Below are 21,686 nucleotides of genomic sequence, written 5' to 3'. Positions count from 1 at the left end.
AGGATAAAGCACAATGTCCAAACAGATTATGGTGCCGGATATCGGTGCCGATGAAGTTGAAGTGACCGAGATCATGGTCGCCGTGGGTGACAAGGTCGAGCTCGACCAGTCCCTGATTGCCGTGGAAGGTGACAAGGCCTCCATGGAAGTCCCGGCTCCGGCCGCGGGTATCGTCAAAGAGATCCTGATCAAGGTGGGCGACAAGGTTGCCACCGGTTCCCAGATCATGATCTTCGAAGCGGAAGGCGCCGCCGCCGCCGCTCCGGCTCAGGCTGCCGCTCCGGTTGCCGCCGCTCCGGTTGCCGCCGCACCGGCTGCCCCTGTTGCTGCCGCTGCCAAAGACGTGCACGTACCTGACATAGGTGACGACGAAGTCGAAGTGACCGAGATCATGGTTGCCGTGGGCGACATGGTTGAAGCCGACCAGTCCATCATCGCCGTGGAAGGTGACAAGGCCTCCATGGAAGTGCCGGCGCCGTTCGCAGGCCGCGTGGTTGAGATCAAGGTCGCCGCCGGCGCCAAGGTCTCTACCGGTTCCCTGGTGATGGTATTCGAAGTGGCTGGCGCTGCGCCTGCTGCTGTGGCTGCTCCGGCTCAAGCCGCCGCTCCCGTGGCTGCGGCCCCGGTTGCCGCCGCTGTCAAAGAGGTCAACGTACCTGACATCGGCGGTGACGAAGTGGAAGTCACCGAGATCATGGTCGCCGTGGGTGACAAGGTCGAAGCCGACCAGTCCCTGATCGCCGTGGAAGGTGACAAGGCCTCCATGGAAGTCCCTGCGCCGTTCGCCGGTGTGGTCAAGGAGATCAAGGTGAAGGCGGGTGACAAGGTCTCCACCGGTTCCCTGATCATGGTGTTTGAAGTGGCTGGTGCTGCCCCTGCCGCCGCCCCGGTTGCGCAAGCTGCTGCCCCCGTTGCCGCACCTGTTGCTGCCGCTGCGCCGGTTGCTCAGGCTGCTGCCCCGGCTGCCGCCTCCTCCGACTTCGTGGCCAACGATGCCTATGTTCACGCCTCCCCGGCGGTTCGCCGTCTGGCTCGCGAGTTCGGCGTCAACCTGGCCAAGGTGAAGGCCTCCGGTCGCAAGGGCCGCATCGTCAAAGAAGACGTGCAGGCTTACGTGAAGGATGCGGTCAAGCGCGCCGAGTCCGCTCCTGCTGCCGGTACCGGTAATGGCAACGGCATGAACGTGCTGCCATGGCCGAAGGTAGACTTCAGCAAGTTCGGTCCGGTCGAAGAGCTGGAACTGACCCGGATCCAGAAGATCTCCGGTCCTGCCCTGCACCGCAACTGGGCCATGATCCCTCATGTCACCCAGTTCGACGAAGCCGATACCACGGATCTGGAAGCCTTCCGCAAAGAGCAGAACATGCTGGCCGAGAAGCAGAAGCTGGATGTGAAGATCACCCCGCTGGTGTTCATCCTGAAAGCCGCCGCCAAGGCCCTGGAAGCGCACCCGCGCTTCTGCAGCGCCCTGTCCGAAGACGGCAGCAAGCTGATCATGAAGAAGTACATCCACATCGGTGTGGCGGTTGACACTCCGGGGGGCCTGGTCGTACCGGTCGTTCGCGACGTCAACAAGAAGGGCATCTATGAGCTGTCCCGCGATCTCGCCGAGATCTCCAAGAAGGCCCGTGCCGGCAAGCTGACCGCTGCCGACATGCAGGGCGGTTGCTTCACCATCTCCAGCCTGGGTGGCATCGGCGGTACCAGCTTTACCCCGATCGTCAACGCGCCGGAAGTGGCCATCCTGGGCGTTTCCAAGTCCGAGATGAAGCCGAAGTGGAACGGCAAGGAGTTCGTGCCGCGTCTGATGCTGCCGCTGGCACTGAGCTATGACCACCGCGTCATCGACGGTGCCGACGGTGCTCGCTTCGTCACCACCCTGAGTGGTGTGCTGTCCGACATTCGTCGACTGGTTCTGTAAATGTAAATGAGAGGGCGAGCACAGAGCTCGCCCTTTTCACTTCTCATTTCATTAACAAAATTATAAACTTGCCCCGTTTTTTTCACGGCTGCAGCCGCCTTCTTTGGCATAAGACTGTGCTGTCCGGGGATATAGAACGACAAAGAGGTCATGATGAGTAAAGAAATCAAAACTCAGGTCGTAGTACTGGGTGCTGGCCCTGCCGGTTATTCCGCTGCTTTCCGTGCCGCCGATCTGGGTCTGGATACCGTTATCGTCGAGCGCTACTCCACCCTGGGTGGCGTCTGCCTGAACGTGGGCTGCATCCCCTCCAAGGCGCTGCTGCACGTTGCCAAAGTGATCGAAGAAGCCAAGGCGCTGGCCGAGCACGGCATCGTCTTCGGTGCCCCGCAGACCGACATCGACAAGGTGCGTCTGTGGAAAGAGAAGGTCATCAACCAGCTGACCGGCGGTCTGGCCGGCATGGCCAAGATGCGTAAAGTCCAGGTTGTGAACGGCTTCGGCAAGTTCACCGGCCCGAACACCCTCGAAGTGGAAGGCGCCGACGGCAAGACCACAGTCACCTTCGATAACGCCATCATCGCGGCCGGTTCCCGTCCGGTGAAGCTGCCCTTCATCCCCCACGATGACCCCCGCGTCTGGGATTCAACCGATGCGCTGGAACTGACCACAGTACCGGGCAAGCTGCTGGTTATCGGCGGTGGCATCATCGGTCTGGAGATGGGTACCGTTTACTCCTCCCTGGGTTCCGAGATCGACGTGGTGGAATTTGCCGATCAGCTGGTACCGGCTGCGGACAAAGACATCGTCAAGATCTACACCAAGCGCGTTGCCAAGAAATTCAACATCATGCTGGAGACCAAGGTCACCGCAGTTGAAGCCCGTGAAGACGGCCTGTACGTCTCCTACGAAGGCAAGCACGCCCCGGCCGAGCCGGTTCGCTACGACAACGTGCTGGTCGCGGTCGGCCGTGTGCCGAACGGCAAGCTGATGGATGCCGAGAAAGCCGGTGTTGCCGTCAACGAGCGCGGTTTCATCGAAGTGGACAAGCAGCTGCGTACCAACGTGGCTCACATCCACGCCATCGGTGACATCGTCGGTCAGCCGATGCTGGCTCACAAGGGTGTGCACGAAGGTCACGTGGCGGCCGAAGTCATCGCCGGCAAGAAACACTACTTCGACCCGAAAGTGATCCCGTCCATCGCCTACACAGAGCCAGAGATGGCTTGGGTCGGTCTGACTGAGAAGGAAGCCAAGCAACAGGGCCTGAACTTCGAAGTCGCCACCTTCCCCTGGGCTGCTTCCGGCCGCGCCATTGCCTCCGATTGCGCCGACGGCATGACCAAGCTGATCTTCGACAAGGACAGCAACCGCGTCATCGGTGGTGCCATCGTCGGTACCAACGGTGGTGAGTTGCTGGGCGAGATCGGTCTGGCCATAGAGATGGGTGCCGACGCCGAAGATCTGGCGCTGACCATCCACGCTCACCCGACTCTGCACGAGTCCGTGGGCCTGGCAGCCGAAGTGTTCGAAGGTTCCATCACCGACCTGCCGAACGCCAAGGCCAAGAAGAAGAAGTAAGTCTCTTCTCTCCGCCAAGATGAAAAAGCCGCTCGAGTGAGCGGCTTTTTGCTTTTCCAGGATCAGGTGGCCGTTCAGCAGCGCCCCTTCTTGGCCTGTCCCGGTGGACAGAAGGTGCCGTAGCCCCCGCGATCCCCGTCGCTGACCCGGATCCGGGTATCGTCCACGCTCACATCGGCGCCGTGCCCCCGCACCGGCCCGCTGCTGCAGGCAGCAAGCAGCCCACCCAGCACTATCATCACCACACGCTTGCCCATAACACCTCCTCTCGTTTTCCTGATTATGAGGTATGTGGCAGGGCGGTTGGATACGGCGCAAAGCCCGTGCGTCATGGCTTGCCGTGGTTATGACGAAGGGCGCCGCAGCGCCCTTGTATGGGTCAGAAAGAGGCGCTGGAAGATTACAGGCGGAAGTTGCCGACCAGCTTGTCGAGCTCGCCGGAGAGCTGCTGCAGACTGCGGCTGGACGCGGTCAGTTGGTGGGCTATGTCGGCTGTCTCTGTGGTGAGCTGGTTGATGTCCTCCACGTTGCGGTTGATCTCGCCCACCACGCTGGACTGCTCCTCGGTGGCGGTGGCGACATGGATGTTCATGTCGCTGATCTGGGTGATGTGGGCGGTGATCTGGCCGAGCGCCCCGTTGGCGGCGTCGGCCTGGGTCACCACTTCCAGACTCTGGTTGCGGCCCTGGGTCATGGCGCTGACGGCGCGGGCGCTCTGCTCCTGGAGGCGGTTGATCATGCCCTGGATCTCGGCGGTGGAGGCGGCGGAGCGGCTGGCGAGGTTGCGCACCTCGTCGGCCACCACGGCGAAGCCGCGGCCCTGTTCACCGGCGCGGGCGGCCTCGATGGCGGCGTTGAGCGCCAGCAAATTGGTCTGCTCCGAGATGCTGCGGATGGTGTCGAGTATGCTGCCGATGGAGTCGGTCTGGCTCGCCAGTGACTCAATGACTCCGGCCACCTGCTCGATCTCACCGGAGAGGCCGACGATGCCGTGGCGGGCCTGCGCCACCACGACCGCACCCGCATCGGCCTGATCGTTGGCCTGTTTGGCCACGTCGGCGGCGAGGGACGCATTGCCGGCGATCTCGCTGACGGTGGCGCCCATCTCGTGGATGGCGGTGGCGACCTGGACGGTGCGATCCCGCTGGGCGGTGCAGTTGTGCTGGGTCAGCTGGGCCTTGGCGGCCACCTCGTTGGCGGTGGCGGCGAGCTGGCGGGAGTTGCTCGCCACCTGCTCGATAGCGCCGTGGATGCGGGCAACGAACTGATTGAAGCTGCTGGCTATCTCGGCCAGCTCGTCCTTGCCGGTGAGGCTGGCACTGCTGTCGAGGGCGAGATGGCGGGCGGCATCCCCGATGTGCAGTTGCAGGAAGGAGACCCGGCGGCGCAAGCCGATCAGGATGAGGGTCGAGACCAGCAGCGAGATGGCAATGGCGATGACTATGATGGCGATCATCTGGTTGCGGCCGCTGTCATAGCTGCTCTGGCTCAGCTCGTTGCGGTGCTGGGCCTGGCCGATGAGACCGTCGAGCAGGGCGTTGGCCCCCTTGCGCATCTCCCCATAGGTCTGGCTGTAGCTATCCCGATAAATGGTACGGGCCACCTCCATCTCATCCTTCTCCAGCGCCTGCAGCATGGGGATCAGCTCCTCACGCTCCATCTTCTCGAACTGGCCGAGCAGCCGTTCGGCCTCGGCCCGGGCGGCGGGATCGACCTGGGCCGCCACCGCCTGCTGCATGGCCTGACGCATCTCGGGAATATCTTCCTCGCGGGTCTCCTTGACCCGGGTCAGCACCCCCTTCTCGTCGCGCAGCGAGCTGTCTTGCAGCAGCATCATGTCGATGCCGACGCGCATGCGCGGGATGCGGGAGGCCACTTCCGCCATGGCCCGCATGGGGGTGGCGGTATTCTGGAACAGCTCATCGGCCTGCTGCTTGATGTGGCCCATGCTGCGCAGGCTGGCGGCGCCGACCAGCAGCAGGGCGAGACAGGGCACGGTAACGGCCAGGATGAGTTGGGTTTTGATCGTGATCTTGCCTGCCAGCATGATGGCTCCTTGGTGTGTTGCTATGTCGCTAATGTAGCGGCTTGTCATGACGGTTTGCCGTCATGCCCGGGCCGACACTCCCTGCCGACCCGGACGAAAAAGAGCGCCGAAGCGCTCTTTCATCTCATAGCCGGAAGTTGCCGACCAGCTTGTCGAGCTCGCCGGAGAGCTGCTGCAGACTGCGGCTGGACTCCGTCAGCTGGTGGGCTATGTCGGCTGTCTCCATGGTGAGCTGGTTGATGTCCTCCACGTTGCGGTTGATCTCGCCCACCACGCTGGACTGCTCCTCGGTGGCGGTGGCGACCTGGATGTTCATGTCGCTGATCTGGGTGATGTGGGCGGTGATCTGGCCGAGCGCCCCGTTGGCGGCGTCTGCCTGAGTGACCACCTCCAGACTCTGGTTGCGGCCCTGGGCCATGGCGCTGACGGCGCGGGCGCTCTGCTCCTGGAGGCGGTTGATCATGCCCTGGATCTCGGCGGTGGAGGCGGCGGAGCGGCTGGCGAGGTTGCGCACCTCGTCGGCCACCACCGCGAAGCCGCGACCCTGTTCACCGGCGCGGGCGGCCTCGATGGCAGCGTTCAGCGCCAGCAGGTTGGTCTGCTCCGAGATGCTGCGGATGGTGTCGAGTATGCTGCCGATGGAGTCGGTCTGGCTCGCCAGGGATTCGATGACTCCGGCCACCTGCTCGATTTCACCGGAGAGACCGACTATGCCGTGGCGGGCCTGCGCCACCACGACCGCACCCGCATCGGCCTGATCGTTGGCCTGCTTGGCCACGTCGGCGGCGAGGGACGCATTGCCGGCGATCTCGCTCACGGTGGCGCCCATCTCGTGGATGGCGGTGGCGACCTGGACGGTGCGATCCCGCTGGGCGGTACAGTTGTGCTGGGTCAGCTGGGCCTTGGCAGCCACCTCGTTGGCGGTGGCGGCGAGCTGGCGGGAGTTGCTCGCCACCTGCTCGATGGAGCCGTGGATCTTGGCGACGAAGTTGTTGAAGCCGGTGGCGACCTGGCTCAGTTCGTCCCGTCCTTCCACCTTGAGGCGCTGGGTCAGATCCCCGTCACCACTGCCCAGTTCCCGGAACAGGCGAGCCAGTTCGTTGAGGGGGCGACTGACGGAGCCGGCCAGCAGGACGCCAAGCAGCCCCATGCCGACGGCGATGAGCAGGCTCACCAGCACTATGTGCAGCCGCGCCTTGTCCAGCTCGGCATAGATCTCGGCTTCCGGCACCTGGGCCACCAGATACCAGTCGAGCAGGGGGATATAGCTGGTGGCGAGCACCACGGGCTGGCCATCTATTTCGGCGTGGGTGGCGGCAAAGGGCTGCTTGGTCATCAGCGCGCCGGCGCCCGGGCCTGCCAGCTGACTCAGGCTGTCTCTGTCGATGCGGGCGGCGTCCGGGTGCAGCTTCACCTTGCCGCTGCCATCTGTCATGAAGACGAAGCCGCTGTCGCCGATGCGGAAGTTGGCGAGCATGCTGACCATGCTGTCGAGAGACTTGGCAAGCCCGGCCAGGCCGCGCCCGTCGAGCTGCTGGAAGTTGACGAACAGCTTCACCTCGCCATTGCTCTCGCGAAAGATGCTGAGCATCAGGTCCTGGCCGCTCTTGGTGTAGTCGTAGAACCAGTTGTCCTGCTCATGATTCAGGATGCGCAGGAAGCCCTCCTGGTTGTAGTAGGCGGCGCTCTGGCGATCGGCGAAGGAGGCGGTGACCAGGCCATACTGGCTCGTCATGTCCTTGAGCTGGTCGATGAGGATGGACTCCTGCTCCTTGGGCATGCCGCGGGCCACCCAGTCAAGCACGAAGCGGTCATTGGCCAGCTGTCTGGCGGCGCTCGCGACCGAGGTGAGATCCTTCTCGATCTCCTTGCCGATGCGCTGGGTCAGGTTGGGCAGCTCCTGCTCGAACATGCGGGTCTCGATCAGCTGCTGGGCCGAGCGCTGGCTGAAGTAGCCCACCAGCAGGCAGGAGAGAGCCACGGCGAGGATGACGGTGGCCAGAATTTTCTGTTTGAGTGTCAGGCTTGCGAACATAAGGGTGACTCGGGGTGTGGGCCTAAGGTTGAGTACATATTAACGGCTGATCTGGCGCGCTCTTGAGGTGGTGGCGGCGATTATTGCCGATTAACGTTTGCGCTCACATCAGGACGGGACTGGATTGGAGCCCGTTATCCCTGGCTCTGGGGCCCCGGGGGGTGATGACATCTCGCCAGCAGGGACGCTTGCAGTTAAAGTTCTGGAACTTATAGTTGGCAGCACTCATGTCGGCGGGCTGCTCGCTCGACTCGCACGGATCAATGGACACTCATATGCGCATCTTTCATCGTGGATGGACCCATCTGCTAATGCTTCTGCTGGCAACTCTGCCATTGGCGGGGATAGCCCAGGCCAGTGACACCGGGCCCAAGGCCAGGGTGCACGGCGGCGAAGGCAAGGCGGAGAGACCCAGGATAGCCTTGGTGCTGAGCGGCGGCGGCGCCAAGGGGGCGGCCCACATAGGGGTGCTCAAGGTGCTGGAAGAGAAGCGGATCCCGGTCGACATCGTCGTCGGCACCAGCATGGGCTCCTATGTGGCGGGCATGTACGCCATGGGGCTCAGTGCCGAGGAGGTGGAGCGCATGACCCTCGCCATCGACTGGAACAAGGGTTATCAGGACAAGGTTGGTCGTGACGAGCTCTCCCTGCGCAAGAAGCAGCAGAGCGAGAAGTACCAGCTGCGCACCGACATAGGGGTCAACGGGGACTCCACCCAGTTGCCTGACGGCTTCTTCCAGGGCCAATCCATGGCCAGCCTGCTGCGCCATGCCACCTCCAACCTGCCGGCGCAGAAGAGCTTCGACGATCTGCCCATTCCCTACCGCGCCGTGGCCACCGACATGGAGACTGTGACCCCCTTCGTGCTGGACAGTGGCAGCCTGGCCAAGGCGATGCAGGCCTCCATGTCCATCCCAGGCGCCCTCAAGCCCGTGGAGTGGGAGGGGCACATCCTGGCCGACGGTGGCACAGTCAACAACATGCCGGTGGACGTGGCCAAAGCCATGGGGGCCGACGTGGTGATAGCGGTGGACATAGGCGCCAAGCTGCGCACCAGGGAGTCGCTCAAATCCGGGCTGGCCATGATAGACCAGCTCACCACCTACATGACCCAGGTCGGCACCGAGAAGCAGAAGGCGCTGCTGGGGCCAAAGGATGTGCTGCTCAGTCCTGAGTTCGGTGACATGGGGATCGCCGACTTTGCCCGCATGCCGGAGGGGATCAAGCAGGGGGAGGCGGTGGCCGACCGCGCCTCTGCCCAGCTCGATGCCCTGTCGCTCTCCCCCGACGCTTACGCGGATTACCGCAACAAGAAGCTGAGCCGCCGCGCCGAGCGCAGCGGGCAGCCGGCCTACTACATCGACAAGGTGGAGATCCTCAACAAGTCGCGCCTCTCCGACGAGACGGTGCGGGCCATGCTCAAGGTGCGCCCGGACAAGGTGCAGACCTATGAGAGCCTGGAGGCCGGGATCCGCCGCCTCTATGCGTTGGAGTCGTTCGACCGCATCACCTACGAGGTGGAGGAGCGGGACGGCGAGAACGTGCTGGTGGTGGATGCCAGCGAGAAGAACTGGGGCCCGGGCTATCTCAACTTCCAGCTCGGCTTCTCCGATGACTTCGAGAGCAGCTCCAACTACAACGTCGGCATGTCCTATACCCTGACCAACGTCAACGACTGGGGCGCCGAGTGGCTGACCGAGGCGTCGCTCGGCACGGCCAAGCACCTCAAGACCGACTTCTACACGCCGCTCGAGCCTTCCCAGACCTTCTATGGGGAGGCGAGCCTGGCCTATGACAAGACCCAGCGCCGGGTCTTCTTCCCGGAGGAGGATGTCAAATCGTCCGGGGTCCGTTATCTGGACTCCGAGTACAGCTTCACCAGCATGGATCTCGCCGTCGGCTGGAACCGCCAGCCCTGGAGCAGATTGTCCCTGGGGCTGGAAGGCCAGGTGGGCGGCGTCGATGTCCAGAACCTGTCCGACGCGAACGCAGATGCCACCGCCTGGGGGCCCTACATTCGCTTCGAACACGACACCCTCGACAGTCGCTACTTCCCCTACGCGGGGGTCTACTGGGACATCAAGGGGGGCTACTCCCACATCAAGATAGAGCCGACCGGCGAGCCGACGGAGAACACCGAGGGGCTCAACTACCACATGGCGATGATCAAGCCCTGGTCATGGGGGCGGCACAGCCTCAACCTGATGCTGGAAGGGGGCGGTTCCTCCTCGGAGGAGGAGGTGCCGTTGTTCGTGCAGGATCTCGGCGGCCTGTTCCGGCTCTCCGGCTTCCAGCACTACCAGCTGAGCGGCCGCTACAGCCTGTTCAGCGGTCTGCGCTACATCTATCGGGTGGCGGACAACGACTTCGGGGCCATCAAGGCACCCCTGTTCCTCGGGGGCTCCCTCGAGCAGGGCGGGGTCTGGAACAAGGGGGCCGACATCAGCCTGGAATCTTCCTATACCTCGGGCTCCGTCTATGTGGGGGTGGAGAGCTTCCTCGGCCCCATCTTCCTCGGCTATGGCATGGCGGAGGGGGGACACGACATGTTCTATCTGCAATTGGGCACTACGTTCCAATAAGGGTGAAATGCTGACTTTTTGTTAACTTGTTTGTGCTGTGTCTCTTGTCAGTTTAAAAAAACCTAACCGGCTTATATGGTTATGCTGGTTTGGTGAATAACTGCACAGGGTTTGGATTTTAATTACTCGTTAAAACTTATATAGTGGGGGGCACCCTACGGGTGTCCCGCAAGGACGATCGCCGCGAGCTTGGGCGAACCCCAAAAAAAAGACCAAAGAGGAATTAGTCGTGCTTGAAACATACCGTAAACACGTCGCAGAACGTGCCGCCGAGGGCGTGGTTGCCAAACCTCTGGATGCAGAGCAGGTCGCCGCCCTGGTTGAACTGCTCAAGAACCCGCCCGCCGGTGAACATGATTTTCTGAAAGAACTGTTGTCCTCCCGCGTTCCCCCGGGTGTTGATGAAGCGGCCTATGTCAAAGCCGGCTTCCTCACCGCCGTCGCCAAGGGCGAGGCCCACTCACCCATACTGACCGCCGCCGAAGCGGTCGAGCTGCTCGGCACCATGCAGGGTGGCTACAACATCCAGCCGCTGATCGATCTGCTGGATGACGCCTCCCTGGCTCCTCTTGCCGCCAAGGGGCTGTCCCACACCCTGCTGATGTTCGACTCCTTCCACGACGTGGAAGAGAAGGCGAAGGCGGGCAATGCCCACGCTCAGCGGGTGCTGCAATCCTGGGCCGATGCCGAGTGGTTCCAAAGCCGCCCCGCCCTGGCCGAGAAGATCACCGTCACCGTGTTCAAGGTGACCGGCGAAACCAACACCGATGACCTGTCCCCGGCACCGGATGCCTGGTCCCGTCCTGACATCCCGCTCCATGCCCTGGCCATGCTGAAGAACGCCCGCCCCGGCATCACCCCGGACAAGGACGGCGTCATAGGCCCGGTCAAGGCCATCGAAGAGCTCAAGCAGACCGGCTTCCCGCTGGCCTACGTCGGTGACGTGGTCGGTACCGGCTCCTCCCGCAAGTCCGCCACCAACTCGGTGCTCTGGTTCATGGGCGACGACATTCCCTTCGTGCCGAACAAGCGCGCTGGCGGCGTCTGCCTCGGCGGCAAGATTGCCCCCATCTTCTTCAACACCATGGAAGATGCCGGTGCCCTGCCCATCGAAGTGGATGTCTCCAAGCTGGAAATGGGCGACGTGATCGACATCTTCCCCTATGAGGGCAAGATCACCCGTCACGGCACCGATGAGGTGCTGGCCCGCTTTGAACTGAAAACCGACGTGCTGATCGACGAAGTGCGCGCCGGTGGCCGTATTCCGCTGATCATCGGCCGCGGCCTGACCGACAAGGCCCGCGAGGCCTTAGGGTTGCCGTTCTCCACCGTGTTCCGTCGCCCTGTGCCTGTGGCCGACACCGGCAAGGGTTACACCCTGGCCCAGAAGATGGTGGGCAAGGCGTGCGGCGTGCAGGGCATACGCCCGGGCACCTACTGCGAGCCGCGCATGACCACGGTCGGCTCCCAGGACACCACTGGCCCCATGACCCGCGACGAGCTGAAAGACTTGGCCTGCCTCGGCTTCTCCGCCGATCTGACCATGCAGTCCTTCTGCCACACCGCGGCCTATCCCAAGCCCATCGACGTGCAGACCCACCACACCCTGCCGGACTTCATCATGAACCGTGGCGGTGTCTCCCTGCGTCCCGGTGACGGCGTCATCCACTCCTGGCTGAACCGCATGCTGCTGCCGGACACCGTGGGTACCGGCGGTGACTCCCACACCCGTTTCCCCATCGGCATCTCCTTCCCGGCGGGCTCTGGCCTGGTGGCCTTCGCCGCCGCCACCGGCGTCATGCCGCTGGACATGCCGGAATCCGTGCTGGTGCGCTTCAAGGGCGAGCTGCAACCGGGCATCACCCTGCGTGATCTGGTTCATGCCATCCCCTACGCCGCCATCCAGAAAGGGCTGCTGACCGTCGAGAAAGCGGGCAAGAAGAACATCTTCTCCGGCCGCATCCTCGAGATCGAGGGTCTGCCGACCCTGAAAGTGGAGCAAGCGTTCGAGCTGGCAGACGCCAGTGCCGAGCGCTCCGCCGCCGGTTGCACCATCAAGCTGGATCAGGCACCGATCATCGAGTACCTGAAGTCCAACATCGTGATGCTGAAATGGATGCTGTCCGAAGGCTACGGCGACGTGCGCACCATCACCCGCCGCATCAAGGGGATGGAGGAGTGGCTGGCCAATCCGGTGCTGATGGAAGCGGACAAGGACGCCGAGTACGCCGAAATCATCGAGATCGATCTGGCCACCATCAAGGAGCCCATCCTCTGTGCGCCGAACGATCCGGACGACGCCCGCCTGCTGAGCGATGTGGCTGGCAGCCAGATCGACGAGGTGTTCATCGGTTCCTGCATGACCAACATCGGCCACTTCCGTGCCGCCGGCAAACTGCTCGAGAAGTTCCAGGGCGAGCTGCCGACCCGCATGTGGATTGCCCCGCCCACCAAGATGGACAAGGATCAGCTGACCGAAGAGGGCTACTACGGCATCTTTGGTCGCGTCGGTGCCCGCATCGAGATCCCGGGCTGTTCCCTGTGCATGGGCAACCAGGCGCGCGTGGCGGAAGGGGCCTCGGTCGTCTCCACCTCAACCCGCAACTTCCCGAACCGTCTGGGCAAGGGGGCCAACGTCTACCTGGCCTCTGCCGAACTGGCTGCGGTTGCCGCCATCATCGGCAAGATCCCGACAGTGGCGGAGTACCTGCAGTACGCCAAGACCCTGGACGCCACTGCGGCCGACACTTACCGCTACCTCAACTTCAACGAAATCGCCTCCTATACCAAGAAGGCCGATGCGGTGATTTTGCAACAGGCGGTCTAAGCCTGGCCGGTCTGACCACTGGAAATAACAATGCCGCGTCCTGACGCGGCATTTTCCATTTATGGGGGTTGCGCGATAATAGGCCGCCAATCTCCCGCCACTGCGTCGTCGATTCCTTTTACCAGCGCACTGCGTTAGGTTGTCTGGCCTGAATGGTCCCATTGTCTTCTGTGCGAGATGGGCGTTATTTCACTGCGGTGCTTGCCAGGGCAAGCCTGCGAATTGCGGCGTGGTTGCTATGTTCCTGTTCCGGATTGATCTTGCCCGTACGAGATGGCGCCTTGGCTGTGCCCTGCTGGTCTTGACCTTGCCACTGCTGGCGGGGGGCTGGATGGTGCACCGCAGCTATGAGCAGGAGTTGAAGAGCGACGCCAGCGCCTCCGCCTACAAGGCGAGAACCTTGCTTGAGCGCATGCTGGATCAGGCCGAGCAGGCCAACCTGGAGGCATTGCCGTTGGTGAACCGGCCCTGTACCGGCAACCTGCTGCAACTGCGCAAGAGAGTGGCCCTCGAGCCTTTCCTGCGCTCGGTCAATCTGGTGCGCGACGGGGTGATCAACTGCACCTCGCTGTTTGGAGCTGTCCATGAGGTGGATGACAGGTCGGTCTACACGCAAGACAAGTTGCTGCTGATGCGCGGCAACAGGGTACGTCAGAATCATCCGCTGCTGGTGGTGCGCCATGATCGCGGGCGCGATGCGGTGCTGAGCGCCATCGACAGCACCCAGCTCAGCTTCATGCTCGCCATGAGCAGCGACGCCAGCGAGCTTTATCTGCAGGTCGGGTCGGCCTGGATCGATGAGTCCGGTCATCACCAGAACCAGCCCCCCAGGCTGCACAGCAAGACTCGTCTTGCCCTATCCTCCCACCGCTACCCCTTCGCCATCCATGCGGGCTATGCCATGCCGCTCTACTGGCACTCACTCTGGGAGGCTCGCCATCTGGCCCTGCTGTGGCTGGCCGGCACCTCTGTGCTGCTCGCGCTGCTGGTGTGGTGGGTGCTTGGTCGCCCGGGCTCCCCGACGGATGAGCTGAGGCGCGGGTTGCGGGCGGGGGAATTCGTTCCCTACCTGCAACCCCTGATGGCCAGCAAGGACGACCGCATGGTGGGGGCCGAGGTACTGATGCGCTGGCAGCACCCGAGCTCAGGCCTGATCCGCCCGGATCTCTTCATCCCCCAGGCGGAAGAGTCCGGGCTGATAGTACCCATGACCACCCATCTCATGAAGGTGGTGGCCCATCGCCTTAAGCAGGTGCAGAGCCAGCTGCCCGAGGGGTTTCACATCAGCTTCAACATCAGCGCCGCCCACTGCCGGGATCTCTCCCTGCTGGCGGAGTGCCGCGCCTTCCTCGCCCACTTCCAGCCGGGGCGGGTGGCGCTGGTGCTGGAGCTGACCGAGCGGGAGCTGCTGGTGGCCAACCCCCATACCCTCTCCCTGTTCGCACAGCTGGACGAGATGGGGGTCAAGCTCGCCATCGATGACTTTGGCACCGGCCACTCCAGCCTGATCTACCTGCAGCAGTTCCATGTGGACTATCTCAAGATCGACCGCTCCTTCATCGGGCGGATCGGCACCGAGTCCCTCTCCGAACACATAGTCGACAACGTGATCGATCTCGGTCGCAGGCTGGGCCTGGCCCTGGTCGCCGAAGGGGTCGAGACCGAGCATCAGGCCGCCTATCTCAGGGGCAAGGGGGTGCATTATCTGCAGGGATTCCTGTTCGCGCGCCCTCAGCCGCTGCGTCAGTTCTGCCAGGGGCTGACGGCAGGGGAGGCGGATAGCCAGCCAGTTGCCGGTCGCGCCGCCTCCGCCTGAGTCCCGCAGTGTGGCTGCTCGTTATTTGACCGGTTAGGCCTGGGTTCAGCTTGGGTTGCTAAGATGGCGACCCTTTACGAACGGGATCCGCCATGCGTTATTGCTCCGCGGCCGACACGGCCAGACCCAGGCCAAGACTGCTGATCACCTTGCTGATGTTCGCGCTGCCCATGCTGCTCGGCAACTGGGCCATGCTCGTTCGCTATCGGGTCGATCTGCAGTGGGAGTCCCATCAGGCGGCGAGCCATACCCTGGCGCTGATGGAGACCATGCTGTCTCATGCCCAGGCGGCCAATCGCCAGGCCTTGCCATTTCTGGGCAAGCCCTGCGCCACTGCGCTGCCGACCCTCAGATCCCTGGTCGCCATGGTGCCCTTCGTGCGTTCGGTCAACCTGAGCCAGGGGGACAGCGTCTACTGTACCTCCCAGTTTGGCCGGCGCCGGATCCCCTATACCGCCGAGCAGTACAGTCAGGGCCAGCTGCGCCTGATGGAAGGGAACGAGGTGCGGCGGCATCATCCCGTCCTCTCGGTGCGCACCGGCACTGTGCAAGGGGCCGTGATGACCCTGATCGATGGGGATTACCTCAACTTCATGCTGAGCCTCAACCAGGGAGCCATGCCCCTGATGCTCAGGGTGGGCGATGGCTGGCTCGACGAGGAGGGCCACTTCTTCGCCGCTACGCCTTCCCTGGCGAGTCAGGAGCATGTCGAGCTCCAGGCTGCTGGCTATCCGCTCTCCATCTATGCGGGCTACTCCTCTGCTCCCACTCTGATGGGGCTGTGGCGGCATCATGGCTTCGGGATCTGGCTGCTGTTTGCCTTCAGTGCCGGTGTTGCCGTGCTCATGTGGTGGCTGCTGGGGCGCCCCCGCTCCCCGACCAGCGAGCTGGCCCGGGCCCTGCGAGCCAAAGAGTTCGTCCCCTACCTGCAACCCCTGGTGGAGAGCGGCAGCGAACGCATCATGGGGGTCGAGGTGCTGATGCGCTGGCAGCATCCTGACGTGGGCCTGATCCGGCCGGATCTCTTCATTCCCCAGGCGGAGGCCTGCGGCCTGATAGTGCCCATGACCAGCCTCATCATGGGGAGGGTGGGGCAGCAGCTGGTCGCAAGCCAGGCGCAGTTGCCCGATGACTTCCACATCAGCTTCAACATCAGCGCGGCCCATTGCCGGGACGACAGCCTGCTGGAGGAGTGCCGCAGCTTCCTCGCCCGCTTCGCACCGGGCAAGGTGACGCTGGTGCTGGAGTTGACCGAGCGGGAGCTCTTGGTGGCGGATCCCCATACCCTCTCGCTGTTCCAGGCGTTGAACGAGATGGGGGTCAAGCTGGCCATGGATGATTTTGGCACCGGCCACTCCAGCCTGGTCTATTTGCAGCAGTTCCATGTGGACTACCTCAAGATCGATCAGTCCTTCATTCGTCGTATCGGTACCGAGTCCCTCTCCGAGCACATAGTCGACAACGTGATCGATCTGGGCCACCGCCTCGGCCTGGCGCTGGTGGCCGAAGGGGTTGAGACCCGCGAGCAGGCGGAGTATCTCAAGGGCAAGGTGACCTATCTGCAGGGCTACCTGTTCGGCCGTCCCGTGCCCGTCCGGCAATTCTGTGACGAGCAGCTGGCGCAGGCGGCCTCGCCAGGGATTGAGGCCAAAGAGGAACAGCCTGAACCAGCCTGAAGCGGAGCTGCCACGCAAACCGCATCACGAGTGTGCGGCAGTGATGCCCCCTGATGAGCAAGCCCCGGCGAGTGCCGGGGCTTTTGTATCTGAGGCCAAAGGGAAAGTCAGGCAGAGAAGCCGCCATCTATGGTCAGGCTGGCGCCTGTGACATAGCCTGCTTCAGGTCCCGCCAGGTAGGCGACGAAGCTGGCGATTTCGTCATCCTTGCCGTAGCGGGCCAGCGCCATCATCCCCTTGAGCTGCTCCGCCGATTCCCCGTCAGCCGGGTTCATGTCGGTATCGACCGGGCCTGGCTGCACGTTGTTGACCGTGATGCCCTTTGGGCCCAGATCCCGTGCCATGCCTTTGGTCAGGCCAACCAGGGCCGATTTGCTCATGGCGTAGACGGATCCGCCCGCCATGGGGATGCGATCGGCATTGGTGCTGCCGATGTTGATGATGCGCCCCCCCTTGCCCATGTGATGAGCCGCCTCCTGACAGGCCACGAAGACGCTGCGGATGTTGACCGCCAGGGTGCGATCCAGGTCATCCAGAGTCAGCTCCTCAAGGTGGCCCCATACCAGCACCCCGGCGTTGTTGACGAGAATGTCCAGCCGCCCGAAGCGGGTGACGCTCTGGTGTATGGCGTGCTGTACGGCCACGGCATCCGCGCTGTCGGCACGGATGGCCAGGGCCTTGCCGCCCGCCGCCGTGATGGTCGCGACAAGCTCTTCTGCCTTGCTGGCGGAAGAGACATAGGTAAAGGCCACGGCGGCACCGTCGCGAGCGAGGCGCTTCACAATGGCGGCACCTATGCCGCGGGAACCACCTTGTACGAAGGCAACTTGTCCACTGAGGGGTTTGACGGTCAACATCTGATCTCTCCTGTCTGGTGATGAAGCAAGGTCTGAGGGAGTTGGGAACTCAAGGCTCTCCAGGCCACCCCAAGCAAGGAGTGGTGTTGAATGAACCTGTTTACAGTGTGATTGATTCCTTGAGGTTGATTAAGTAGCTATCATTCCAATCTCTAATTCCTTCAAGGACCGAGTAGATGACAGTACAGGACCCCTTTCTGAGCGTCAGACACTTTGTCGCCGTGGCTCGGACAGGCAGTTTTACCGCAGCGGCGCTGGGGCTGGGGCTGACCGGCTCGGCGTTGAGCAAGAGCATAGTGCGCCTGGAGGCGCGACTGGGGGTCAAGCTGCTGCACAGAACAACCCGTCGGGTGAGCCTGACCCCGGAGGGAGAGGCGTATCTGGCCAGCTGTCTTCAGGCTATCCGGGTGCTGGAGGAGGCGGAGCAGAACCTTGCATCGGGAAAGCAGAGCCCGTCGGGTCGCGTGCGCATCGATCTTCCCGCGGCGTTTGGCCGCAGGCACGTGCTGCCTATCCTGCTGGAACTGGCTGGCCAGCATCCACAGCTGGATCTGTCGGTGACCTTCAACGAGCGCAAAGTCGATCTCATCGAGGCCAACATCGATCTGGTGGTACGCATAGGGGCGCTGGAGGACCAGGCGGATCTCGTTGCGCGCCGTCTGGGGGAGCAGAGGCTCATCATCTGCGGGGCGCCCTCTTATCTGGCCAGGCGCGGGGTGCCCTTGACCCCGGATGAGCTGTCACGGCACGACTGCATCATCGACTGGCGAGCCGGCCATCGTCATGGCTGGCTGCTCAGCAATGGGGCGGGCAAAACGGAAGCCTATGACATCCCGGTACGCTACGAGATGGGGGATGGGGAAGCCGTGCGGGCAGCGGCACTGGCTGGCCTTGGGCTGGTGCAGGTGCCGACCTGGCTGGTAAACGAGCAATTGGGTTCGGGCTCCCTCGTCTCGGTGCTCGATGATCACTCCGGCGGCGAGATGCCGATCAATCTCCTCTGGGCCAGGAGCCAGCACATGCCGCTCAAGGTGCGCGTCCTGGTGGATGCCTTGCTGCTGGCGGCGCAACAGAGTGGCAGTGCCTTTCGGGCCAACTGAGCCAGGTCACGGCTGGCTGTCGTGAGCCCCCTAGGTCAACACTGCCGTGCGGGGAGGTGCAGTGAGCGCTCAGCTCAGGCTGTGCAACCAGTTTGCCAGTTTCTCGTGGGCGCTGCCGGGCTCGGGTCTGGCGGGGGCGAGCAGGTGGTAGCCGGTGCCATCAGGAACGAAGCCGAGCGGGGCTGCCAGTAGCCCAGCCTCCAGGTCGTCACACACCAGCCGGCAGGGGCCTATGGCGACGCCAAGGCCCGCCACGGCTGCCTGCAGGCTGAAGTAGAAGTGTTCGAAGGTCTGGGTCGGTGCCTCGTCATTCAGGGGTTGCCCTGCATTCTCCTGCCAGCGTGACCAGGCATCCGGGCGCGTCTTGGTGTGCAGGCGGGGGGCCGAGGGACGCAGGGCGGATTCTTCCCCTCGCGGCTCGAAAAACTGCGCCACCTTGCCCGGCTGGCAGACAGGCCCGGTCAGCTCCTCGAACAGCAGCTGGCTGTGCAGATCCTCGGGCCAGTCGAAGTCATTGCGCCGGATGGCGAGATCGATGCCGCTGCCAAAGCTGAGGGCGCCGCCCCCCGCCATCAGATGCACGTCCAGCTCGGGGTGCAGAGCCTGAAAGGCGGGCCAGCGCGGGATCAGCCAGCGCATCAGCAGGGTGGGCTCGCAGGAGAGCACCAGCGACTGGGGGCGGCTCTGCTGGCGCAGCGCCTGGGCCGTCTCCCGGATCTGGCCCAGCCCCTCCCTGACCGCCTGATAGAGCCGGTCGCCCGCCTCGGTCAGGAAGACCCTGCGCTGGCGCCGCTCGAACAGCCTGACGCCCAGATCTTCCTCCAGCAGGCGCACCGCCCGGCTGATGGCGCCATGGGTGAGGTGCAGCTCGTCGGCGGCGCGACCGAAGTGTTCGGTGCGGGCCGCCACCTCGAAGCAGCGCAGGGCCGTGAGGGAGGGCAGCGACAGGCTTTTCTGTGAATTTTTCTCACCGTTCATGTCAGAAGTTATCGTTCGTCATTGGGGTTATTGCCAAATAAAATAGCCGATATCCCATGTGATCAGGACTATTTTCATGACCGAACTGTTAGCCGTCGTCGCCATTACCTTCTTTGCCGTCATCAGCCCGGGCCCCGATTTCGCCATGGTGTCGCGCAACAGCCTGCTGCTCTCCCGTCGCACCGGCGTGCTGACGGCGCTCGGCATAGCGGCCGGGGTCTGCATCCACGTGAGTTACACCCTGCTGGGGGTGGGCCTGCTGATCCAGCAGTCCCTCTGGCTGTTCAACCTCATCAAGCTGGCGGGGGCGGCCTACCTCATCTTCCTCGGCATCAAGATGCTGCGGGCCCAGCCCGCGACCGGTGAAGAGATGGCCAGTCAGCCAGCCCTCTCCAGCCTGGGGGCACTGCGTACCGGGTTTCTGACCAATGTGCTCAACCCCAAGACCACCATCTTCATCGTCAGCCTCTTCATGCAGGTGGTGCAGCCGCAGACGCCGCTGGCGGTTCAGCTCGGCTACGGCGCCTTCATAGTGCTGGCCCACGCCCTCTGGTTCAGCGCCGTGGCGCTCTTCTTCTCCAGCGAGTCGGTGCGGGCTCGTCTGCTGGCGGTGCGCCACTGGATCGACCGGGTGTTTGGCTGTCTGCTGGTGGGATTCGGCATGCTGCTGGCACTGACCCAGCAATCACGCTGAGGGGAAGGGGGCTGGTCCCCCTTATCTACCCTCGACTGTAGGGGCTTGTTTTTCATGCCTTGGCGCTCGCTTTTCGGTAGAATTGCCGCTCATTTAGAAGTCAGATGAGGCGCGGTATGACGGTCAGGTTCCAGGCATTTCACAGCATCAAGGCGATTGGCAATCGGGAGGTGCTGTTCAACTGGTCCAGGACCAACCCCCTCGGTGCCCTGGATCAGGTGTGGCGCCCGAAGAATCGCGACGAGCTGCAGGCGCTGCTGCGTGAATACCCGGCGCGCAAGCTGCGGCTGATCGGCTCCGGCCTCTCCTTCGAACCCATTCACAGCGTCTATGCCGAGGGCAGTCAGGCGCTGCTGGTGGATTTGCACCATCTGCGCGGCCAGCTGGCGAAAACCGCCGATACCGTCACCTACCAGGCGGGCACGCCCCTCGATACCGTCTATGGGGATCTCATCGCCATGGATAGGATGCTGCCTGCATCCCCCGGTGTCATCGGCATCCAGACCCTGGGGGGCGCGCTCAGCACAGGCACCCACGGCCAGGGGCTGCACCAGTCCTCCCTGTGCGATGCGGTGGAGGCCCTGACGGTGATGCTGGCCAATGGGGATATTATCCAGGTGGATCGCGCCGATCCGCGCTTCGGCGCCTTCGTGATGGGCATGGGCATGCTCGGTGTGCTGCTCGACGTGCGCCTTCGCACTGTGCCAAACCGCATCATGCGCTGCGCCAAGTTCACCACCGACTACCCCTTCCTGCTGGAACACAATGAGCGGCTCAACCGCGAACACGGCTTCGTGAAGAGCTGGTGGTTCGCCTGGACCGGCGAGAGCCATATCTGGCTGGTGGATCCCGCCTCCGAGGAGGAGGTGGTCCGCTACCGCGCCGGAGGCAGCGAGCCACTGCTGCTGGAGGAGGGCGTTGACGGCGCCATGAACGCCGCTCTCAATGACACCATAGACGCCACCCTGCAGAAGATGGCGCGGGACACCAAGGACGAGGCGCGGGCCGGGGAGCATTTCGAGACGGTGCGCCGTTTCAAGGACGCCTCTGACCTGGTGGGCAACGTCTACCAGATCCTCTGCAAGGGGATACCGGCGCCCCAGATCAACTGCGAGGTGGCGGTGCCCCTCGAGCGCATGCAGGAGGCCCTCGAAATTCTGCAGCACTGGCAGGAGCGCAACCCGGGAGCGCTGCATTACCCCTTCATATTGCGCTGCACCGGCCCCTCCGAGGCCTGGCTCAGCGCCGCCTATGGCAAGTCGGTGTGCTGGATAGGGTTCCTGGTCTATCTGGCGGCGGACGGCACCTTCGTGGGCGGCTCCATGGAGCAGATGCGCGAGCTGCAGCAACTGCTGGTGCCGCTCGGTGGTACGCCGCATTTTGGCAAGCACCTGGCGATGGATCTCTACGACTTCCCGGCCCTGCTGCCGCGCTGGCACGACTTCCTGGCCTTGAAGCGCGAGCTCGACCCCCATGGCCGCTTCGAGAACCGCTGGCTCGGCGAGCTGTTCGCCAACCGGTGAGGATGGCCTCTTGGAAAGGGGCGATATTTTTTGCGCCCTTCTCCCCTGG

The 21,686-nt window shown here is 63.4% G+C and carries 14 protein-coding genes; 9 read left to right on the top strand and 5 right to left on the bottom strand.

The window, feature by feature from the left end; translation table 11 throughout:
* The first annotated feature begins 13 nt into the window (after positions 1–13).
* Together aceF and lpdA are read left to right on the top strand one after the other, a co-directional pair.
* Complete coding sequence (aceF, locus tag OC537_RS14010; RefSeq protein ID WP_262112091.1) at positions 14–1,921, top strand: pyruvate dehydrogenase complex dihydrolipoyllysine-residue acetyltransferase; 1,908 nt, start codon at positions 14–16, stop codon at positions 1,919–1,921.
* Positions 1,922–2,074: 153 nt separating this feature from the next.
* The gene (lpdA, locus tag OC537_RS14005; protein ID WP_106885664.1) at positions 2,075–3,502 is read left to right on the top strand and encodes a dihydrolipoyl dehydrogenase; all 1,428 of its coding nucleotides are present in this window, start codon (positions 2,075–2,077) and stop codon (positions 3,500–3,502) included.
* A 74-nt stretch (positions 3,503–3,576) separates the two neighbouring features.
* Here lpdA and OC537_RS14000 read toward each other — a convergent pair whose 3' ends face one another.
* From OC537_RS14000 to OC537_RS13990, 3 genes are all read right to left on the bottom strand, one after another.
* Positions 3,577–3,759: a hypothetical protein gene (locus tag OC537_RS14000; RefSeq protein ID WP_262112087.1), complete on the bottom strand. Its 183-nt coding sequence runs from the start codon at positions 3,757–3,759 to the stop codon at positions 3,577–3,579.
* Between the two features lie 143 nt (positions 3,760–3,902).
* Positions 3,903–5,549 (bottom strand): methyl-accepting chemotaxis protein, encoded by a 1,647-nt coding sequence (locus OC537_RS13995; protein ID WP_262112085.1) that lies wholly within the window; start codon positions 5,547–5,549, stop codon positions 3,903–3,905.
* 124 nt (positions 5,550–5,673) lie between these two features.
* Positions 5,674–7,584, bottom strand: a complete 1,911-nt coding sequence (locus tag OC537_RS13990; RefSeq protein WP_262112083.1) for a methyl-accepting chemotaxis protein — start codon at positions 7,582–7,584, stop codon at positions 5,674–5,676.
* Positions 7,585–7,859: 275 nt separating this feature from the next.
* Between OC537_RS13990 and OC537_RS13985 the strand changes: the two genes are divergently transcribed.
* From OC537_RS13985 to OC537_RS13970, 4 genes are all read left to right on the top strand, one after another.
* Positions 7,860–10,166 (top strand): patatin-like phospholipase family protein, encoded by a 2,307-nt coding sequence (locus OC537_RS13985; RefSeq protein WP_111911098.1) that lies wholly within the window; start codon positions 7,860–7,862, stop codon positions 10,164–10,166.
* Between the two features lie 229 nt (positions 10,167–10,395).
* Complete coding sequence (gene acnB, locus OC537_RS13980; RefSeq protein WP_262112077.1) at positions 10,396–12,993, top strand: bifunctional aconitate hydratase 2/2-methylisocitrate dehydratase; 2,598 nt, start codon at positions 10,396–10,398, stop codon at positions 12,991–12,993.
* Positions 12,994–13,231: 238 nt separating this feature from the next.
* The gene (locus tag OC537_RS13975) at positions 13,232–14,809 is read left to right on the top strand and encodes a cyclic diguanylate phosphodiesterase (protein ID WP_262112241.1); all 1,578 of its coding nucleotides are present in this window, start codon (positions 13,232–13,234) and stop codon (positions 14,807–14,809) included.
* A gap of 92 nt (positions 14,810–14,901) precedes the next feature.
* Positions 14,902–16,485, top strand: a complete 1,584-nt coding sequence (locus OC537_RS13970; RefSeq protein ID WP_262112075.1) for an EAL domain-containing protein — start codon at positions 14,902–14,904, stop codon at positions 16,483–16,485.
* A 107-nt stretch (positions 16,486–16,592) separates the two neighbouring features.
* On the opposite strand, the gene OC537_RS13965 is transcribed toward OC537_RS13970, so the two are convergent.
* Positions 16,593–17,342, bottom strand: coding sequence for a 3-oxoacyl-ACP reductase family protein (locus tag OC537_RS13965; protein WP_262112073.1), 750 nt, complete (start codon positions 17,340–17,342; stop codon positions 16,593–16,595).
* Positions 17,343–17,518: 176 nt separating this feature from the next.
* On the opposite strand from OC537_RS13965, the gene OC537_RS13960 reads away from it, so the two are divergent.
* Complete coding sequence (locus OC537_RS13960) at positions 17,519–18,442, top strand: LysR family transcriptional regulator (RefSeq protein ID WP_262112072.1); 924 nt, start codon at positions 17,519–17,521, stop codon at positions 18,440–18,442.
* A gap of 69 nt (positions 18,443–18,511) precedes the next feature.
* On the opposite strand, the gene OC537_RS13955 is transcribed toward OC537_RS13960, so the two are convergent.
* On the bottom strand, positions 18,512–19,420 hold the full coding sequence (locus OC537_RS13955) for a LysR family transcriptional regulator (protein WP_262112070.1): 909 nt from the start codon (positions 19,418–19,420) through the stop codon (positions 18,512–18,514).
* A gap of 76 nt (positions 19,421–19,496) precedes the next feature.
* Between OC537_RS13955 and OC537_RS13950 the strand changes: the two genes are divergently transcribed.
* Positions 19,497–20,114 (top strand): LysE family transporter, encoded by a 618-nt coding sequence (locus tag OC537_RS13950; RefSeq protein ID WP_262112068.1) that lies wholly within the window; start codon positions 19,497–19,499, stop codon positions 20,112–20,114.
* 116 nt (positions 20,115–20,230) lie between these two features.
* On the top strand, positions 20,231–21,637 hold the full coding sequence (locus OC537_RS13945) for a D-arabinono-1,4-lactone oxidase (protein ID WP_262112065.1): 1,407 nt from the start codon (positions 20,231–20,233) through the stop codon (positions 21,635–21,637).
* The last annotated feature ends 49 nt before the right edge of the window (positions 21,638–21,686 follow it).

The sequence above is a fragment of the Aeromonas sp. Marseille-Q5825 genome, from assembly GCF_946892685.1.
Lineage (GTDB): Bacteria > Pseudomonadota > Gammaproteobacteria > Enterobacterales > Aeromonadaceae > Aeromonas > Aeromonas rivipollensis.
Note: the sequence above shows the minus strand (reverse complement) of the source record. Positions and strands in the feature narration are given on the sequence as shown.